20 protein-coding genes are annotated in these 18,539 nt (G+C 50.7%); all 20 read left to right on the top strand.

Features of this window, described 5'->3' with window-relative positions:
• The first annotated feature begins 29 nt into the window (after nucleotides 1–29).
• Nucleotides 30–1,445 (top strand): chemotaxis response regulator protein-glutamate methylesterase, encoded by a 1,416-nt coding sequence (locus tag NSU01_RS20805; protein WP_076246932.1) that lies wholly within the window; start codon nucleotides 30–32, stop codon nucleotides 1,443–1,445.
• Nucleotides 1,446–1,479: 34 nt separating this feature from the next.
• A complete protein-coding gene (locus tag NSU01_RS20800; RefSeq protein WP_076246930.1) occupies nucleotides 1,480–3,564 on the top strand; it encodes a chemotaxis protein CheA in 2,085 nt (694 codons plus the stop codon).
• A gap of 27 nt (nucleotides 3,565–3,591) precedes the next feature.
• A complete protein-coding gene (locus NSU01_RS20795; RefSeq protein ID WP_039295214.1) occupies nucleotides 3,592–4,053 on the top strand; it encodes a chemotaxis protein CheW in 462 nt (153 codons plus the stop codon).
• 3 nt (nucleotides 4,054–4,056) lie between these two features.
• A complete protein-coding gene (locus tag NSU01_RS20790) occupies nucleotides 4,057–4,683 on the top strand; it encodes a chemotaxis protein CheC (protein ID WP_039295218.1) in 627 nt (208 codons plus the stop codon).
• On the top strand, nucleotides 4,676–5,173 hold the full coding sequence (locus tag NSU01_RS20785; RefSeq protein WP_042138138.1) for a chemotaxis protein CheD: 498 nt from the start codon (nucleotides 4,676–4,678) through the stop codon (nucleotides 5,171–5,173). The genes NSU01_RS20790 and NSU01_RS20785 overlap by 8 nt, the downstream gene beginning before the upstream one ends.
• A 2-nt stretch (nucleotides 5,174–5,175) precedes the next feature.
• Nucleotides 5,176–5,592 (top strand): hypothetical protein, encoded by a 417-nt coding sequence (locus NSU01_RS20780; RefSeq protein WP_042138137.1) that lies wholly within the window; start codon nucleotides 5,176–5,178, stop codon nucleotides 5,590–5,592.
• Nucleotides 5,593–5,669: 77 nt separating this feature from the next.
• Complete coding sequence (locus NSU01_RS20775) at nucleotides 5,670–6,458, top strand: FliA/WhiG family RNA polymerase sigma factor (RefSeq protein ID WP_042138136.1); 789 nt, start codon at nucleotides 5,670–5,672, stop codon at nucleotides 6,456–6,458.
• A 30-nt stretch (nucleotides 6,459–6,488) separates the two neighbouring features.
• Nucleotides 6,489–7,892, top strand: coding sequence for a FapA family protein (locus NSU01_RS20770; RefSeq protein ID WP_042138132.1), 1,404 nt, complete (start codon nucleotides 6,489–6,491; stop codon nucleotides 7,890–7,892).
• 66 nt (nucleotides 7,893–7,958) lie between these two features.
• Entirely contained in the window at nucleotides 7,959–8,267 is a 309-nt protein-coding gene (locus NSU01_RS20765) for a hypothetical protein (protein ID WP_042138131.1), read from the top strand.
• A gap of 62 nt (nucleotides 8,268–8,329) precedes the next feature.
• Nucleotides 8,330–8,908 carry a hypothetical protein gene (locus NSU01_RS20760; protein WP_042138129.1) on the top strand — a complete coding sequence of 193 codons (579 nt, stop codon included), beginning with the start codon at nucleotides 8,330–8,332 and terminating at the stop codon, nucleotides 8,906–8,908.
• On the top strand, nucleotides 8,905–9,540 hold the full coding sequence (locus NSU01_RS20755) for a hypothetical protein (protein ID WP_042138128.1): 636 nt from the start codon (nucleotides 8,905–8,907) through the stop codon (nucleotides 9,538–9,540). Before NSU01_RS20760 ends, NSU01_RS20755 begins: the two co-directional genes overlap by 4 nt.
• A 197-nt stretch (nucleotides 9,541–9,737) precedes the next feature.
• Complete coding sequence (gene rpsB / locus NSU01_RS20750) at nucleotides 9,738–10,439, top strand: 30S ribosomal protein S2 (RefSeq protein WP_036692565.1); 702 nt, start codon at nucleotides 9,738–9,740, stop codon at nucleotides 10,437–10,439.
• Nucleotides 10,440–10,576: 137 nt separating this feature from the next.
• The gene (tsf, locus tag NSU01_RS20745; protein ID WP_039295244.1) at nucleotides 10,577–11,227 is read left to right on the top strand and encodes a translation elongation factor Ts; all 651 of its coding nucleotides are present in this window, start codon (nucleotides 10,577–10,579) and stop codon (nucleotides 11,225–11,227) included.
• A gap of 107 nt (nucleotides 11,228–11,334) precedes the next feature.
• Complete coding sequence (gene pyrH, locus NSU01_RS20740) at nucleotides 11,335–12,063, top strand: UMP kinase (protein WP_039295247.1); 729 nt, start codon at nucleotides 11,335–11,337, stop codon at nucleotides 12,061–12,063.
• The gene (gene frr, locus NSU01_RS20735) at nucleotides 12,063–12,617 is read left to right on the top strand and encodes a ribosome recycling factor (protein ID WP_039295250.1); all 555 of its coding nucleotides are present in this window, start codon (nucleotides 12,063–12,065) and stop codon (nucleotides 12,615–12,617) included. Before pyrH ends, frr begins: the two co-directional genes overlap by 1 nt.
• 78 nt (nucleotides 12,618–12,695) lie before the next feature.
• On the top strand, nucleotides 12,696–13,463 hold the full coding sequence (locus tag NSU01_RS20730) for an isoprenyl transferase (RefSeq protein ID WP_039295253.1): 768 nt from the start codon (nucleotides 12,696–12,698) through the stop codon (nucleotides 13,461–13,463).
• 21 nt (nucleotides 13,464–13,484) lie between these two features.
• Entirely contained in the window at nucleotides 13,485–14,288 is an 804-nt protein-coding gene (locus tag NSU01_RS20725; protein WP_076246927.1) for a phosphatidate cytidylyltransferase, read from the top strand.
• Nucleotides 14,289–14,310: 22 nt separating this feature from the next.
• Nucleotides 14,311–15,450, top strand: coding sequence for a 1-deoxy-D-xylulose-5-phosphate reductoisomerase (locus NSU01_RS20720; RefSeq protein WP_042138124.1), 1,140 nt, complete (start codon nucleotides 14,311–14,313; stop codon nucleotides 15,448–15,450).
• A gap of 150 nt (nucleotides 15,451–15,600) precedes the next feature.
• Complete coding sequence (rseP, locus tag NSU01_RS20715; RefSeq protein WP_042138122.1) at nucleotides 15,601–16,875, top strand: RIP metalloprotease RseP; 1,275 nt, start codon at nucleotides 15,601–15,603, stop codon at nucleotides 16,873–16,875.
• Between the two features lie 99 nt (nucleotides 16,876–16,974).
• Entirely contained in the window at nucleotides 16,975–18,423 is a 1,449-nt protein-coding gene (proS, locus tag NSU01_RS20710; RefSeq protein WP_076246925.1) for a proline--tRNA ligase, read from the top strand.
• Nucleotides 18,424–18,539: the final 116 nt, after the last annotated feature.

Raw genomic sequence — 18,539 nt, 5'->3', positions numbered from 1 at the left:
TGAATTTGAGGGACAGAGGTGGAAATGCTATGAGGCCATACAAGGTTTTGGTCGTTGATGATTCCGCTTTTATGCGTAAAATCATTTCCGATTTAATTGAAAATGATCCTGACTTTCAGGTAACAGCAACGGCGTCCAACGGCCGTGAAGCTATCGAGAAAGTGAATGAGCTCCGGCCGGATCTGGTAACCATGGATGTGGAAATGCCGGAAATGAATGGTCTGGAGGCGCTGAAAATAATAATGGCCCAGCGGCCGCTTCCAGTCATTATGCTGTCAGGCATTAATGAAGAGGGGATGAAGGAAACAATTCTGGCGCTGGAATGGGGGGCTTTCGATTTCATCCGAAAGCCGTCCATTTCAAACTCCCAGGATATTATCGCAGTCGGGGAGTCACTCCGTGAGCAGATGAAGGAAGCCATGCTGGCGCGCGAACAGCGTGAAGCACGCGCTTCTGCTCACAAGGCTCCTGAACTGCCGCCTGCTGATCAGACGGTTCTGCCAGCGCCGCCTCCTGCTCCGCGAACGGTCATAGAACCAGTGAAACGGAAGGCAGAGCCGCTGAAGAAAGAAACGGAATCCCTGCGCAAGCCGGTCCAGAGTACACTGAAGCCAAAAGGGAAAGCACCTCTGGAGCTGGCGGCAGACAAGAATCCGCCAGTGAAAGGCCCTGGCAGTGAAGTTACGAAGCGGCTGGGCAAGCCGGCTCCGGCAGTGCCACCACCTGCCTCCGAACGCTTCAGAAGCCGGACCCGAGGGGATGCGGGAGCAGTATTGCCTGATCTGCGGTCTGCTGCCGCTGAGACGGCCGCAGGAGGCTTCATTGATCCTCCTGTAGCGCATGCAGGCCCTGTGAACGGAAACAGGGGTCTGCGCAAGCTGGTTGCTGTAGGATGCTCTACCGGCGGTCCCCGGGCGCTGAAGGCGTTCCTGGAGAACATTCCCGGTGATTTTCCGGCACCGATTGTCATTGTTCAGCATATGCCGCCTAATTTCACCAAATCGCTGGCCCAGCGGCTGAATACCTTCAGCGCACTGGAGGTTGCTGAAGCGGAGCATGGCATGATTCTGCGGCAGGGAGCTGCGTATATTGCTCCCGGCGGTTATCATCTGAAGGTTGCTCCGGCAGCCGGCGGCCAATATGTGATTGAGCTTACCAAGGAAGAAGCGCGCAACGGACATCGGCCTTCTGTAGATACGCTGTTCGAATCGGTACTGCGGCTTACCTCGCTTGAACGTCATGCGGTCATTATGACCGGGATGGGCAGCGACGGGGCCCGTATGATGAAGGCACTCTATGACTCGGGTGTGACGTCAACCTTTGCCGAGAGTGAAGAGACCTGTGTCGTTTACGGAATGCCGCGGTCTGCAGTGGAGCTACAGTGCGTGAAACATATCCTGCCTTTGCAAGAAATTGCTCCAAGGCTGGTGCAAGCCGTTAAATAAAGGAAAAGCGAACTCGAAGGGGAGGTGCTCGTTAGTGGACATGAACCAATATTTATCCATGTTTATTGATGAGTCAAATGATCATCTGCAGTCATTGAACGAAAGCATGATGGGGCTGGAAGCAAATCCTGAAGATCTGAGTATTGTCCAGGTGATTTTCCGCTCTGCCCATACCTTGAAAGGTATGGCGGCTACGATGGGTTTTGAGGATTTGGCTTCGCTTACGCACCAAATGGAGAATGTGCTTGATCTGGTGCGTAACAATAAACTGCGGATGCAGGATTTCATTTTTGACACCCTGTTCAAGAGTATTGATGCTCTGGAATCCATGGTGGAGGACATCACAGGCGGAGGAGAGGGGAAGGCTGATGTATCGGCAATTGTATCCTCTCTCCAGGCTATCGTCCGGGGAGAAGTTCCCGCTGCCGGCGGAGCTGCTGCTGAAGTCACTGCGGCTGCTGCCGGCAATGCCACGGATGCCCAGGTGTTTCTGGATGAATTCCAGTACTCTGTGCTGGAGCAGTCTCTGCAGGAAGGCCATCAGGTGCTGTATGTTGATGTTGCCATCCGCAAGGACTGTCAGCTCAAGGCAGTGCGTGCATATATGGTCTTCGACCTTCTGGAGCGTTCAGGAGAAGTTGTTAAGTCTTTCCCTTCGGTTCAGGACATAGAGCAGGAGAAATTCGATTACGGATTCTCCCTCTACTACATAACCCAAAAGGATGCCAGTGAAATTCAGAAGATGATCCTGAATTTGTCGGAGATCGATACGGTTACAGCCGTAGCACTTGATCAGGAATCCCTGCGCCAGATGGGACAGGAAAGTGTTGCAGCTACCGCAGAAGCGCCTGCCCCTGCTCCGGTGCAGGAGGCTGCTCAGGCTGCCTCTAATGCTTCACCGGCTGCTTCCGCACATGGCAAGGAAGAGAATAAGACAGCACCGGCCAGAGCAGGCGGAGCGCCTTCTCCTTCCCGCACGATCCGTGTGGACATCGAGCGTCTGGATGTACTCATGAATCTGTTCAGTGAGCTGCTCATTGACCGCGTTCGGCTGGAACAGCTGGCTTCCGAAGTGCAGAACGGGGATCTTACCGAAACGGTTGAACATATGGGCCGGGTCAGCGGGGATCTGCAGAACATAGTGATGAAGCTGCGCATGGTGCCGGTGGATACCGTATTTAACCGGTTCCCGCGGATGGTGCGCGATCTCGCCAAATCGCTTGACAAGAAAGTTGATCTGATCGTTACCGGTGCTGAAACAGAGCTGGACCGTACCGTAATTGATGAGATTGGTGATCCGCTTGTGCATTTGCTGCGTAATGCAGTAGACCACGGTGTTGAGTCCATAGCAGACCGTGTCGCTGCCGGCAAGCCGGAGACAGGGACCGTCCACCTCCGGGCTTTCCATAGCGGCAACCATGTCTTCATCGAGATTGAAGAGGACGGCAGAGGCATCTATCCGAAGAAGATTCTGGGGTCTGCAGTTAAGAAAGGCGCCATTACCCAGGAGCAGGCCAATGCGATGTCTGATGATGAAGCGTATCAGCTTCTGTTTGCACCGGGCTTCAGTACGGCAGAGGTAATCTCTGACGTATCGGGCCGCGGCGTCGGTCTGGATGTAGTCAAAGCAAAGATCTCCTCCCTGGGCGGCAACGTCACCATTTACTCTACACCGGGTAAAGGGACGAACTTCTCCGTTCAGCTCCCGCTGACCCTGTCGATTATCGCAGCCATGCTGGTTCGTCTGGGTTCAGAGAAATATGCAATTCCGCTCTCTTCCATAGTAGAGACAGGGATTGTCAAACAGTCTCAGATCCGTACCATTCACGGTAACAGAATGCTGGAATTCCGGGGCAGCCATATTCCGCTCGTTTCACTGAGCAAGATCTTCTCTATTCCGGACTATGATGAAAGCACCGAAGAGGAAACAGAGATTGTGGTTGTACGCAAGGGAGAGCGTCTTGTTGCCTTGGCGGTTCAAGACTTTATCGGGCAGAATGAGATTGTCATCAAGAATCTGGGCAAGTATCTGCCGGATGTTCAAGGCATTTCCGGAGCCACTATTCTTGGTGATGGACAAGTTGCACTTATTATCGATCCGAATGCTTTTATTAAATAATCAGGATAGAACAGGGAGGTTCATTCCATGGCTGAAGATATCAAAGTCATAGTATTTAAGCTTGGCACTGAAGAATACGGCATTGAAGTGGAGAAGGTCCAGACCATTGAGCGTATGATGCCCATTACCCGCGTGCCCAAGACCTATTCTTTTATCAAAGGTGTAATCAATCTGCGCGGTGTAGTCATCCCCGTTATTGATCTGCGCGGCCGTTTCAGTATTGAGGAAGCAGAGCATACAGACCAGACCCGGATCATTATTGTGAATGTGAATGAGATGGAAGTAGGCTTCATCGTCGATTCTGCGAATGATGTTATTGATTTGAACCGTGACATTATTGATACACCACCGGATGTCGTAGGCGGAATCAAAGCGAAGTATCTGGACGGGGTGGCCAAAATTGGAGAAGACCGTCTGCTGATTATGCTTAACTTGTCCGAAGTGCTGAACAAGGGCGAAATCGTGCAACTGGAAAGCCTGGAGGGCTAGCCAGTGGAGCTATTCAAAAACTTCAAGGATTTCAAAATGGATGTGCTGAAAGAAGTCGGGAATATTGGAGCCGGTAACGCCGCCACCGCGTTGTCTCAGCTGCTTAATAAGCCGATTGATATGGCTGTACCCAAGGTGCAGCTTCTCAGTTTTGAGGAGATTACCGATAAGGTCGGCGGAGCTGAAGAATTGGTGTATGCTGTATTCCTCCGTGTAGAAGGTGAAGCTCCGGGCAACCTGTTCTTCATTCTTTCTCCGGAAGCTGCGACCAACCTGCTCAGCCGGATTGCCGGAATTGAGATTTCAGGCGGTGAAGAGCTCAGTGAAATGGAGTTATCCGCACTGAGCGAAATCGGCAATATCCTTGCCGGCTCCTACCTTTCATCACTGGCTGACTTTACCTCACTCTCCATGTATCCGACAGTACCGGCGCTTGCTATGGATATGGCCGGGGCAATTCTTGGATACGGGCTGCTGCAGTTCGGTCAGATGGGTGATGATGCGCTGCTGATCGATACGACGTTCCTGGAAGGCCAAAATGAGATTGAAGGGCAATTTTTCCTTATTCCCGATCCCGAATCATTCCCCAAAATATTCAAGGCATTAGGAGTACCGTTTGATAATGATTGAAGAACAGAGCATTATTAAAGTAGGCATGGCGGATCTTAACATAGGCAGCCAGGACAGTCTTATCCGTACGACCGGTCTTGGTTCCTGTGTTGGCCTGACACTGTTTGATCCCGGCAAAAGACTTGCAGGCATGGCACATGTCATGCTGCCCTCGTCAGATATTGCCCGGGAAGGACAGCTGAATATTGCCAAGTTTGCCGATACCGCTGTGCCTGAGCTTTTATCCCGCCTGCTGGCGCTAGGGGCGGTCCGGAGCCGGATTGTGGCCAAGATGGCCGGAGGCTCGCAGATGTTCGCATTTGCCGGGGGGAGTGACACCATGAGGATCGGGCCTCGTAATGTGGAATCCTGCAAACTAGCATTGGACGCATTGAACATTCCGCTGATCGCGGAGGACACGGGTGGCAATTATGGACGTACGATAGAAATCGCCTGCAATACCGGGGTGCTCTTTATCCGCAGCGTTCAAAAAGGCCCGAAGGAAATATAGCCATGAGCAAGAAAATATTATTAAGCACAGGTCTCGGGTTGATTGGATTTCTATTTACGTTTCTTACAAACTACGGACATAATTTAGTTGGAACCAGCCTGATCCGGGGAATATATGGATTTATTATCTGGTTTGTGCTTGCTTTCCTTCTAAGATGGGTATTGGGTGTTATTATTGGGAAATCCTCTGAATCTTCAGACCTTGAAGCCGGATTTGAAGATAACGGTGAGGCACTTGGTGCCAAGCTTGATATTCAGACGCCGGAAGAGGATCAGGAATTGAAGGACCTGCTGACACCGAAGCCGGAAGCGGGAAGTGTGGACTTGAGTGGTTTCACACCTCTGCAGCCTCCAAAACTGGTCTCTATGAAAGATCCTGAAGAATTGGCCAAGGCCGTTCGTCACCTGAAAGAAGAATAAGCGAGTGCTGCGGCGAAAGTCCGTAATCTTGCGCCGCATGGTACCCGCTGACTAAACTTTGGGAAGGGTGAAAGCCGTTGAACGAGCATAAAGCTGCTCAGTCAGAAACAGATGGACTATGGGAACAATGGAAAGAGCAAGGTGATCCTGAGGCCAAAAAAAAGCTGATTGAGAGTTATCTCCATATTGTAGATTACGTATCCAGCCGTCTGGCAGTGGGACTGCCCAAAAATGTATCCAAAGATGACTTGGCCAGCAATGGTGTGATGGGACTGATTGATGCCATCGAGAAATTCGACTACAAGCGGGGACTGCAATTTCAGACCTATGCTTCCTGGCGGGTAAGAGGAGCGATCCTTGACTCTCTGCGGCAAAGTGACTGGGTTCCCAGATCCGTGCGAGAAAAAGCGAAAAAAATCGAGGATGCCTACCAGCAGCTGGAACAGAAGTATTTGAGATCCGTTAGTGACGATGAAATGAGCCAGTATCTGAACATTACTGAAACGGAGTTTCAGACTATGCTGCAGGATGTTGCAGTCATGTCGCTCTGCTCATTAGAAGATCCTATTCGTGAAGAAGAATCAGAGACACGTATGTCTATTCTGGTGGATGATAAGGCTAAGAATCCGGACCGTAAAGTAAATGAGTTCTATCTGCGTGATACGCTGACTAAAGGCATCGAGAAATTAACAGTGAAAGAACGGACCGTCGTGTCCCTTTTATATTATGAGGATTTATCTTTGAGCGAGATCGCTGAAGTGATGTCACTCTCTCCTTCGCGGATCTCACAGCTTCATTCGAAGGCTATTTTGCGGCTAAGAGGAACACTTGAGAAGAACCGTGATCTTCTTATGCAAAATGATTAACCGGGCGCCGGTGACAAGGGGGAGCAGAATTTGATCGGTCAATATGTTTTGGGCCAATACCTGAGTATTACGTTTTCGGATGATAAAGGGATTGCTTACCTCCAGTTCATCAAGAAGGATGAGAATTTCTCCTGTACAATAGAAGATCTTGAAAGCTTCCTGGTCAGTCACAACATTCGATTTGGCATCCAGCGGGATATTGTTCAGCGGATCTGCAGCAACCCGGAAGAATATTTCTGGAACAGGGTGCCGATCGCAATCGGCCAGCCTGCTGTCAACGGCAAGGATGGACGGATGGTACTGACCGTGGATCTGGAGGAAGACCGTAAGCCGCTGGAGAAAGAAGATGGCAAGGTTGACTATAAGGATCTGGTCCGGCTTCACAATGTGAGGAAGGGCCAGCTTATAGCCAGAATCATACCGGCAGAGAATGGTGTAAGCGGAAAGACAGTGACCGGGGAGGAGCTTCCGTATAGAGCAGGGAAGCAAGCCCATTTCAAGGTTGGCAAGAATGTACTGGTGGATCAGGAAGAGACCTCTATGTATTCGGCGATAGATGGATTGGTTACGCTGACAGACAAGGGCAAGATCAATGTATTTCCTGTATATGAGGTCAATGGTGATGTGGATTACAGTACAGGGAATATTGATTTTGTCGGGACGGTTGTCATTCGCGGCAATGTGCTTACCGGCTTCACCGTCAAATCCGCCGGAGATATCCGAGTGGTTGGCGGGGTGGAAGGTGCCGAGCTGATATCCGGCGGCTCCATCGAAATTACCGGCGGAATTATCGGCTATAACAAAGGCCTCGTAAGCGCCGGGAAAAATGTCAAAGTCTCATTTATCCAGGATGGCAATGTGGTGGCCGGAGAAGATGTAATTGTCTCGCAAAGCATTATGCATTCCAACATTCGCGCAGGCCGTGATGTGCTCTGTAACGGTGCCAAAGGTTTGATTGTAGGCGGGATAGTACAGGCAGGCGATAAAGTTGTCGCACGAACCATCGGCAATACAATGTCGACGGCTACAGCGGTTGAGGTGGGCGTTGTTCCCGAGCTGAGAAATGAGATTAATGAGCTGCGCCAGGAATTGCGTCACCTTCTTGAGAATGAAGACAAGACCAATAAGGCATTATACCTTCTCAATCAGTTGGCGAACAACGGTCAGCTTTCCCCGGATAAGGTGGCGCTCCGCGTGAAGCTCAATGCGACCAAGCAATCCCATATGCGTGATGAAAAGAGAATTAAGGAACGCGTACTCGAGATTGAGCGGATGCTTGAGGATACAGGCAGGGCACGGGTGGATGTGATCAAAACAATCTATGGAGGATCAAAGATTGTTATTGGCAGGTATACCAGATTCGTTAAAGATCCTACAGAACGGGTATCCTTTGTTTACAGTGAAGGGGATATATCGATAATACCGTACATTTAAGCAGGCAGGCAGCGGGAGCGGCCTGCTATTCCTTGATTCTATATGGACTATGGGAGATGAGATCTGATGAGTCTGAAACCGGTGGAACTACAAATCGCCCTGCCCCGGACACATGATGCAGCTAAAGTTCAGAACAGCCAGCAGCAGCGTCCGGCGCTTGACCAGCAGCAATTGGCAGGCCAGAACGTCAAGCATAGCCAGGAAATCGCCATGCGCAGCAGTGAGGTGGACGAATCTTCGGAATCAGCACTGCGGGACGGGGGTAAGGAGAAGCAGCCGGACAGCCACGCTGATCCGCGTCAGTCAAGGAAGCCGGAGACCGTCCACGATGCCGAGCATCCTTATAAGGGACACCGGATAGATTTCAGTCTTTGAGTCCAGTTAAACTATTGAATGAGTAAGCTTCTATGAATTGAATGTAAAAGGAGATTAGACACTTGGACCCATGGGTATATATCGTGCTGGTAGGCGCTGTCGCTATCGTTTATGCCCTGAGACTGCCGGCAAAGGCCAGCAAGGAAGACTCGGATGAGAAGAAGAGCCTCAAGGAGACGGAGGCCGCGCTGGAGTTATATATGGCAGATATCGAACATGAGAATACAGAACTGCTTCAGCTGGTCGGCAGCATCAAAGCGCAGTCGCAGAGTAACAAAACAGCCCTGCAGGAAGAGATTGGCACACTGCGTGAGCAGGTGGCTGAGCTTAGTAAGAGCCTGCTGCTTCTGGATGCCCGGCTGACCGCTGAAGAGAAAGGCCTGCTTCAGCTTGCCGCAACCTTCTCAAGGGAGCCTTCGGCTGCCCAGTCTGCGGAGAATGCTTCTGCAGCCCCAACTGCTGAAGCTGAAATTCAGCCTGCCAGGCAAAAGCCGGTCAGCTCCATAAAGCTGAGATATCCGCGATTGTTCGAACTGCATGAACAAGGAAAATCGATAGATTCTATCGCCAAGACTGCAGGTCTCCAGCGGGGCGAGGTCCAGCTGATTCTGCAGTTGGCCCATCAGGAGGAATCGGTATGATCAAGAACCGGTTCTTCATGCTCGGGTTAGGCATCGGTCTGATTGCCGGCGCACTGCTGCTGCAGCTGATGATTGCCGGGAAGGCTGCTCCGCTCACCAAAGAACAGCTGATCAAGGAAGCGGAGCGACTGAATTTGACCGTGGTGGATCATGTGCAGTCCCCAGATGAAGGGGCGGCCAGCGGGGAAGAGGAAGCACAGGAAGGCAATTCTGCGGGAACGCCCGAGTCTTCCCAGGTCCCAGCAGAGGAGGCGGCAACTGCTTCTCCGGCTCCTGCGGCCACACCTAAAGCCGCAGTGGAGCCGAGTGCAGCTGTGACTCCCGGCAAGCCGTCAGCGCCAGTACAGCCGGAGAGCAGTGCTGCAGACACGGGCATTGTAGCTCCAGCCAGTCCGGAAGCGCCTGCGGTTGCAGTGAACGGCGATATTTCTGTGCGGATTCCTACAGGAATTACACTCGCCCAAACTGCGGATGTGCTGGCCGGTGCCGGAGTTATTCAAGATAAAGCGGAGTTTCTTAAGAAGGCGAACAGCCGTAAAGTGAACAAGATTATCCAATACGGCAGCTACAGTTTTGCTAAGGGAGAGAGCGTGGACTCTATTATTGATAAGCTGATTACTGTGAAGAAATAAGTGTTTTACGATAAGAAATTTATAAATTCACAGTAATCGTTGCATAGAATGTTTTAATATGGTATAGTAATTGACGGTGTTAAAACACACGCCGGTTGATTTCGACAAGAGGTGCTTTCTTCTGAAGAAAGTCTTGTAGAAAGATGACACGCGGCGGAGGAGACACACAATAAACCAAAATTAGGAGGTGTGTGAAGATGGCAGTAATTTCCATGAAGCAGCTTCTCGAAGCTGGGGTACACTTCGGTCATCAGACTCGTCGTTGGAATCCAAAGATGGATCGTTATATCTTCACTGAAAGAAACGGAATTTACATTATTGACTTGCAGAAAACAGTCAAAAAGGTAGAGGAAGCTTACAACTTTGTAAAGAGCGTCGCTGGCGACAACGGCACAATCCTATTCGTAGGAACAAAGAAACAAGCACAGGATTCCGTAAAAGAAGAAGCTGAACGTTCGGGTATGTTCTTCATTAACCAACGTTGGCTCGGTGGTACCCTGACTAACTTCCAGACTATTCAGAAGCGTATTGACCGCCTGAAGAAATTGGAAGCTTGGGAAGAAGACGGTACCTTCGCAGTATTGCCTAAGAAAGAAGTTATCCTTCTCCGCAAAGAGAAAGATCGTCTTGAGAAATTCCTGGGCGGTATCAAGAACATGAAAGGTCTTCCAAGCGCGCTGTTCATCATTGACCCGCGTAAAGAGCGTATTGCTGTAGCAGAAGCTCGCAAATTGGGTATTCCTATCGTAGCTATCGTTGATACTAACTGCGATCCGGACGAAATCGACTACGTAATTCCAGGCAATGACGACGCTATCCGCGCCGTGAAGCTCTTGACTGGTAAAATGGCTGACGCTGTTGTTGAAGCTCATCAGGGCGAAGACACAACTACTGCTTAAGTAGTATCCGGGGGACATAAACAAGAACTTAAATGAAAAGGGTGGTTGGCAGGTGGATAACCTCTCACTGCCCTTTTTTTAGGATAATGGGCCTTGAGCCCGCGTATGACAACGACAATTATCTGGAGGGAATAACAATGGCAGTAGATGCAAAGGCAGTAAAGGAACTTCGTGAAAGAACAGGAGCAGGAATGCTCGATTGTAAAAAGGCCCTTGAAGAAGCAAACAACGATATCACAAAAGCGGCTGAATTGCTTCGTGAAAAAGGTTTGTCCGCAGCAGCTAACAAAGCTGGTCGTATCGCTACTGAAGGTACAGTAGAATCTTACATCCACGCTGGCGGCCGTATCGGCGTTCTGGTAGAAATCAACTGCGAAACTGACTTCGTTGGTAAAACAGATTCCTTCAAAGATTTCGCCCGCGATATCGCAATGCAAATCGCAGCAGCGAACCCGCTGTATGTTCGCCGTGAAGAAGTGCCGGCTGCAGATGTTGAGAAAGAAAAAGAAATTCTTAAGAACCAGGCGCTGAACGAAGGCAAGCCTGAAAAAATCGTTGAAAAAATGGTTGAAGGCCGCATCAGCAAGTTCTATGAAGAATATTGCCTGCTTGAACAGCCTTTCGTTAAAGACCCGGACAAGACTATTTCCCAATTGCTGAACGAAAAAATCAGCACTATTGGCGAAAACATCTCCATCCGCCGTTTCGTTCGTTACGAGCTGGGTGAAGGTCTTGAGAAGAAAGTCGATAACTTTGTTGAAGAAGTAATGGCACAAGTGAACCAATAATAGCTGAGAAGCATTTTGTAATAAGAACTGAATAAAGGCAAGCATCAAAAGAGCGGAACACATATCACGTAGTGTTCCGTCTTTTGTAAGAAAGTGAGGGTATACAATTGGAACAGCCGGTATTTAAGAGAGTAGTCCTTAAGGTTAGCGGTGAATCACTTGCCGGACAGAATGGCTATGGCATCGATGCCGAAACGATCATCTCCATCGCGGAGCAGGTCAAGGAAGTCGTTGAGCTTGGAGTTCAGGTTGCCATTGTGTGCGGCGGAGGTAACATCTGGCGCGGAATCGCGGGAAGTGCAAGCGGCATTGACCGGGCGACAGCGGATTATATGGGAATGCTGGCAACCGTCATGAACTCGCTGGCACTGCAGGATGCCCTGGAGCAGATTGATGTCCCTACACGGGTTCAGACCTCCATTGCCATGCAGCAAATTGCTGAGCCTTATATCCGCCGCCGGGCAATCCGGCATCTGGAAAAGGGCCGTGTAGTTATTTTTGCCGCAGGAACAGGGAATCCGTTCTTCTCGACGGATACAACGGCAGCGCTCAGAGCGGCCGAGATTGAAGCCGAAGTGATTCTGATGGCGAAGAACAAGGTGGATGGTGTCTATTCCGCGGATCCGTTCAAGGACAGCACTGCCGTGAAATACGAGCAGCTTACTTACATGGATATTCTGAACAAGAACCTGGGTGTTATGGATTCCACCGCTTCCTCTCTCTGCATGGATAATAATATACCGCTCATTGTGTTTGCTATTACAGAGCAAGGCAATATTAAACGTGTCGTTCTCGGCGAAAAGATCGGGACGATTGTTAAAGGGAGTGTAAATTAATGCCACAATCGGTGAAGAAAAATGCCGAAGAGCGTATGGAAAAAGCGATTTTGTCGCTAAAACGCGATTTGGCTACACTGCGGGCAGGACGTGCTTCGACGTCACTGCTGGATCGCATTCAAGTGGAGTACTACGGTGCTCCGACTCCTCTTAATCAGCTGGCTAACATCAGCACACCGGATTCCCGGACACTGCTGATCCAGCCGTGGGACAAAACATCGATGTCTGACATCGAGCGGGCGATTATGAAGTCTGATATCGGGATTACGCCAGCCAATGACGGTACAATCATCCGTTTGTCCATTCCACCGCTTACTGAAGAACGCCGCGGCGAGCTTGTAAAGTTCACCAAGAAGTTCGGAGAAGAAGCGAAGGTAGCTATCCGTAACATCCGCCGCGATGCGAACGATGACATCAAGAAGATGGAGAAGAACGGCATTTCGGAAGACGAATCACATGGACATCAGGAAGATATCCAGAAATCAACGGATAAGTTCATAGCTGAAGTCGATAAAGTGCTCTTGTCCAAAGAAAAAGAGATTATGGAAGTATAATGAAATTCAAGAGACTTCAGGCCCCTCCGTCTATGGTGGGGTTTGTCTCTTTCTGATAAGAGCTTGGAGGAAACGGAAATGATCAAACGGATTCAAGAATGGCTGAGCCGTAAAGACAGGCAGGAGCCAGTCGAGATTTCACCGGATAATATTCCCCGGCATGTAGCTGTAATTATGGATGGCAACGGACGCTGGGCGAAACGGCGCGGCTTGCCCCGTATTGTGGGTCATCAGAACGGGATGAAGGCGGTCAAACGTGCGACAATCGCGGCGAATGACCTGGGAGTAGAGTTCTTGACCATGTACGCTTTCTCCACGGAGAACTGGAAGCGGCCGAAGGATGAGGTTGATTTCCTGATGCGCTTGCCTGTGGAATTTCTGGCCATTGAACTGGATGAACTGATTGAGAAGAATGTACAGGTACGTGTAATGGGGGATACCGAGGCTTTGCCTTCCCATACCCGCAGGGCGATGGAAGAAGCGGTTGCCCGGACCGAAGGGAATACCGGACTTATACTTAATTTTGCACTGAACTACGGTGGCCGTAAAGAGATTGAAGACTGTATGCGCGGCTTGGGCAAGGATATCCAGGCAGGTATTCTGACACCTGATGAGATTACTTCAGCACTGATTGACAGCAGACTCTTATCCGGCGGACTGCCTGACCCTGATCTGCTGATCCGTACGAGCGGCGAAATGCGCCTCAGTAACTTTATGCTCTGGCAGATTGCCTACAGTGAATTATGGTTTACAGATGTGTACTGGCCGGAGTTTGACAAGACGCATCTGATGCAGGCTGTGGCAGAATATCAACGCCGCACACGCCGTTATGGTGGATTGAAGTAGCCTGATGGGAGATGGGAATCTTTGAAGCAGCGATTGATTACCGGAATTGTTGCCGGGGCCTTGTTTTTGGGCTTGTGCCTTTTGGGAGGCTGGCCGTATCAGCTGTTGCTGACTGCCATGGCCCTCATTGGCTATTATGAATTTGTAAAAATGACAGGTACAGCAACCTTCGGAGGGACTGCTGTACTTGGTTATGCGTCCGTAGTATGCTTCATGATCCCCTGGAACCTGCTGGGGACTTCCGAGTTATTATCGTGGGAGCAGGGAATCTGGCTGCTTATGCTGTTATTCCTGCTGGTTACGGTCTTCAGCAAGAACAAGCTGGATATTAAGATCACCGCTTTGATGTTCACTGGCATTGTATACATAGGGATGGGCTTCTCTTATATGGCTATCGCCCGCGGTGCGGGAGATGGACATGGGCTTCTCTGGACGTTTCTGCTGCTGTGCTGCATCTGGGGAAGTGATGCCGGAGCGTATTTTGTCGGCCGAAGCTTCGGACGCAATAAGCTCTGGCCGGCGATTAGTCCTAACAAAACTGTCGAAGGTGCCCTTGGCGGAGTATTAATCTCTGCCGTGATTTCAATTGTTTTTGCCCTATTGGTTCCTGATCTGCTGACAATCGGACGCGCACTGCTTATCGGGGGTTCCTGCGCCGTTCTGGGTCAGCTCGGAGATCTTGTACAGTCTGCTTATAAACGGGTGTACGGTATTAAGGATTCAGGCTCGTTGCTGCCTGGTCATGGAGGCATCCTGGACCGCTGTGACAGCTGGATTATCGTATTTCCTTTCGTACATATCGTAATGCTGATGCCTTACTATTAACGACAGGAAGAAGGTTTCAACTGTGAAAAGAATCAGTATTCTCGGCTCTACGGGTTCAGTCGGCACCCAGACACTCGATGTCGTAGCCATGCATCCGGAAGCCTTTGTAGTGGACGGGCTGGCAGCGGGAACGAATACCCGGCTGCTGCTGGAGCAGGTCCGCCGCTTCCATCCGCGCCGCGTTTCTGTGTCTACACCGGAGCTTGCAGCGGAGATCAGATCCAGTCTGCCTGCCGGCGTAGAGCTCTACAGCGGACGTGAAGGTCTGGTGGAGATTGCCGCCGGCGGTGACGCTGAGACGGTTGTGACTGCCCTCGTGGGCAGTGTGGGTCTGCAGTCTACAATGGCGGCTATTGAAGCCGGCAGACATATTGGACTGGCCAACAAGGAAACGCTGGTTACCGCCGGACACCTGGTTACGGAGCTGGCGGGCCGCAAAGGCGTCAAGCTGCTGCCGGTTGACAGCGAGCATTCAGCCATTTTTCAATGCTTAAACGGCGAGAACCGCGAAGATGTTGCCTCGATTACCATCACAGCATCCGGAGGATCTTTCCGTGATTATACGCGAGCACAGCTTAAGAATGTTACTGTAGAGGATGCGCTGCGCCACCCGAACTGGAGCATGGGGGCCAAGATTACGATTGATTCGGCAACCATGGTTAACAAAGGGCTGGAAGTAATCGAAGCGCATCATCTGTTTGCCCTCCCGTATGAACAGATTAATGTGCTGCTGCATCCGGAGAGCATTATTCACTCCTATGTGGAATTCCGTGACAGCAGTATCATAGCGCAGCTGGGAACGCCGGATATGCGGGTTCCGATTCAATATGCACTCACCTATCCGGACCGCTGGCAGTCGCCTGCTGAGCGGCTGTCGCTGGCCAAAGTAGCCAGTCTCACTTTCCGTGAGATGGACTATGAGCGCTTCCCCGCCCTGAAGCTGGCTATCGACTGCGGCACCATGGGAGGTACGGCTACAACCGCCTTCAATGCAGCGAATGAGATTGCCGTTGCCCGTTTCCTGCGCGGCGAGATTCCGTTCCTGCGGATTGACGAGATTATTGATGAAGTCCTTCAGCGCCATGAGAATGCGGCTCATCCGAATCTGGAGCAGATTCAGCACTGTGATACGGTGACCCGGGAACTTGCGGCTGTGCTGTAAGAGGACAAGGCGCATTTTGTATTCCGGAAATATTTGTTATGCCCTGAAAAATAGGGGTGGACTGTTGATTCTCTTGTGCCTTACCTTGGAATAATGATAAATTAAGAGGACATACTTCGGTCTTACACCTAAAGGGGGGAATGTTTCGCAATGGAGATGGTAAGAGTCGTTTTTTTGACGGTATTTATGTTCTTTGTTCTGGTGACCGTCCATGAATGGGGACATTATTATTTTGCCAAACGCGCCGGAATTCTTGTGAGGGAATTTGCTATCGGTTTCGGTCCGAAACTGTTTTCTTATAAACGCAATGAAACCCAGTTCACGCTTCGCCTGCTGCCGTTTGGGGGATATGCCCGGATGGCCGGAGAGGATCCGGAAATGATTGAGATCGGTCCCGGACAGACCATTGCGGTCAGACTGGGCCAGGATAATAAGGTGAAGAATATTTACCTGGATTCGCTGGATACACGCCGAAATGTTATCCGCGGTGAAGCGCAATTCACGGACCTTGAGAATGAGCTGAAAATCCGCCTGGATGTGGATGGTGAAGTTACCACATACGACGTACATCCACAGGCGATGATGATTAAGGGAAGCCAGCAGACGCAGATCGCGCCCAAAGACCGCCAGTTCGGCAGTAAAAGCGTAGGTCAGCGCGCGGTGGCAATTTTGGCCGGTCCGGTGATGAACTTCATTCTGGCTTTTGTGCTGTTCGCACTTCATCTGCAAATGGCCGGTATACAGGTGGAGAATCCGACCTATGTGAAGATCGGCGATGTAAGCGAAGGGATGCCGGCCCAGGAAGCCGGTCTGCAGAAAGGCGACATTGTCGTAGCCGTTAACGGCGAAACTATCGGTGGAGATTACCAGAAGATGATCTCGCTAACCTCCGCGTCCAAGGGCAAAGAGATGAAGTGGACACTGCAGCGCGGCGATGAAACTCTTAATGTAGCTATGATTCCCCGCAGTATGGAAGGGGAGGAAGGCGGCAAAGTCGGGATCACTCCGGAGCTTCCTACTCGCAAGGCCGGGGTTGGTGAGACTATCACCAAGTCAGGAACTGCCATGGTGGATACCACGAAGCTGATCTTCATCGGCTTCAAGCAGCTGATCAACAAGTTCAATATGGATGATATCTCCGGACCCGTGGGAACCTTCCAGCTGACCGGACAGATTGCCCAGCAGGGGATTCAGTATTTGACTTATTGGGCGGCTATTCTCAGCCTGTATCTCGGGATCTTCAACCTTCTGCCGATTCCTGCACTTGACGGAAGCCGGCTCGTGTTTCTCGGCGTGGAGGCGCTGCGCGGTAAGCCGGTGGACCCGAACCGCGAAGGCATGGTCCATTTCGTAGGCTTTGCGCTGCTGTTCCTGGTGATGATTGCTGTGACTTATAATGATATATTACGCCTCATAAGTGGCTGATTTGTTCACATTACATTCTTTTGGGGTCCCCGCAAAGTGCTTGACAGCTTCACTTGTTAACCGGCGCTTTGCGGGGCGAATTTAGGAGGATCTCTTTACATGGCAAAAGACAAGCAGTTCGTTACGGAAATCACGCCGCAGGGCGAAGATTTCTCACGCTGGTATATTGATGTGATCAAAAAAGCGGACCTGATGGATTATTCTCCAGTCCGCGGCTGTATTGTGTTCAAACCGGACGGCTACGAGATCTGGGAACATATCCAGGAGGAGATGAACCGCCGCCTCAAGGAAACCGGACACCGCAATGCCTACTTCCCGCTGTTTATTCCGGAGAGCTTTTTCCAGAAGGAGAAAGAACATGTTGAGGGCTTCAATCCGGAGCTGCCTTGGGTGACTGAAGCTGGTGGCGATGTGCTGGAAGAACGTCTGGCAATCCGCCCAACTTCCGAGACCATGTTCGGCCATATGTATTCCAAATGGATTCAGTCCTACCGTGACCTTCCGGTGCTGATTAACCAATGGGCTAACGTAGTCCGCTGGGAAAAGCGTACATTGCCGTTCATCCGTACTACGGAATTCCTCTGGCAGGAAGGCCATACCGCTCATGAGAATGAGACGGAAGCGCGTGAAGAAACGATGAAGATGCTGGATAACTACCGTGATTTCGTAGAGACTTTTCTGGCGATTCCGGTGGTTACCGGACAGAAGACACCATCCGAGCGGTTCGCTGGTGCGGTAGATACGTATTCCATTGAAGCAATGATGAAAGATGGACGGGCTGTGCAGGCGGCTACCTCGCATTATCTGGGTACCAAGTTCGCAGTTGCCTTTGATATCCAATACTTAAGCCGTGATAATGTACTGGAATATGCACATACAACCTCATGGGGCTCTACAACACGTCTAATCGGCTCACTGATCATGGTGCATGGGGATGACCGCGGACTGGCTTTGCCGCCGAAGGTAGCGCCTACTCAGGTCATTATGATTCCGATCGGGCCGCCTAAGACCCGTGAAGCAGTGATCGGGCGCACAGATGAGCTGTTCAAAGAGCTGAAGAGTGCCGGAATCCGCGTACGTGTAGATGACCGCGCTGATGTTACACCGGGCTGGAAGTTCAATGAATACGAAATGCGCGGTGTACCGGTACGTCTGGAGCTTGGACCGCGTGATATGGAGAACGGAGTCTGCGTAATCGTATCCCGGATCAGCGGAGAGAAGAAGATTATCCAGCAGGAGAATCTGGTTGAAGAAGTGAAGGCTATGCTGGAGCAGGTTCACCAGGAAATGTTCGAGCGGGCTCTGAAGTTCCGTGAGGATCATTTCTATTCTGTAGATACCTTAGAGCAAATGAAGGAATCCATGGAAGAGAAGCGCGGCTTTGCACTTGCAGGCTGGTGCGGCTCGGAGGAATGTGAATCCAAGGTGAAGGAAGAAACAGGCGCAGGCAGCCGTAATATTCCGTTCAATCCGTCCGAAACGAAAGAGACTTGTATTTGCTGCGGTGAGCCGGCCCTGCATACAGTTGTATTCGCCAAAGCGTATTAAGCGGCAACTTCAATTTTTATTTGATCCTTTATATTAGCTTCTGGCGAGAGGAGTCGGCGGGCCGCAATTACCCAATGCTTTTTGAACTGGAAGCTTTTCTTACTATATTAGAATTA

The organism is Paenibacillus sp. FSL H8-0259 (genome assembly GCF_037963255.1).
Lineage (GTDB): Bacteria > Bacillota > Bacilli > Paenibacillales > Paenibacillaceae > Paenibacillus_AQ > Paenibacillus_AQ phytohabitans.
Note: the sequence above shows the minus strand (reverse complement) of the source record. Positions and strands in the feature narration are given on the sequence as shown.

Excerpts from the sequence above, each read along its gene's own strand:
- NSU01_RS20785 (WP_042138138.1), top strand. The coding sequence starts at position 4,676 with ATGATTGAAGAACAGAGCATTATTAAAGTAGGCATGGCGGATCTTAAC.
- NSU01_RS20795 (WP_039295214.1), top strand. The coding sequence starts at position 3,592 with ATGGCTGAAGATATCAAAGTCATAGTATTTAAGCTTGGCACTGAAGAA.
- frr (WP_039295250.1), top strand. The coding sequence starts at position 12,063 with ATGCCACAATCGGTGAAGAAAAATGCCGAAGAGCGTATGGAAAAAGCG.
- NSU01_RS20780 (WP_042138137.1), top strand. The coding sequence starts at position 5,176 with ATGAGCAAGAAAATATTATTAAGCACAGGTCTCGGGTTGATTGGATTT.
- NSU01_RS20755 (WP_042138128.1), top strand. The coding sequence starts at position 8,905 with ATGATCAAGAACCGGTTCTTCATGCTCGGGTTAGGCATCGGTCTGATT.
- NSU01_RS20730 (WP_039295253.1), top strand. The coding sequence starts at position 12,696 with ATGATCAAACGGATTCAAGAATGGCTGAGCCGTAAAGACAGGCAGGAG.
- NSU01_RS20805 (WP_076246932.1), top strand. The coding sequence starts at position 30 with ATGAGGCCATACAAGGTTTTGGTCGTTGATGATTCCGCTTTTATGCGT.
- NSU01_RS20765 (WP_042138131.1), top strand. The coding sequence starts at position 7,959 with ATGAGTCTGAAACCGGTGGAACTACAAATCGCCCTGCCCCGGACACAT.
- rpsB (WP_036692565.1), top strand. The coding sequence starts at position 9,738 with ATGGCAGTAATTTCCATGAAGCAGCTTCTCGAAGCTGGGGTACACTTC.
- proS (WP_076246925.1), top strand. The coding sequence starts at position 16,975 with ATGGCAAAAGACAAGCAGTTCGTTACGGAAATCACGCCGCAGGGCGAA.
- rseP (WP_042138122.1), top strand. The coding sequence starts at position 15,601 with ATGGAGATGGTAAGAGTCGTTTTTTTGACGGTATTTATGTTCTTTGTT.
- tsf (WP_039295244.1), top strand. The coding sequence starts at position 10,577 with ATGGCAGTAGATGCAAAGGCAGTAAAGGAACTTCGTGAAAGAACAGGA.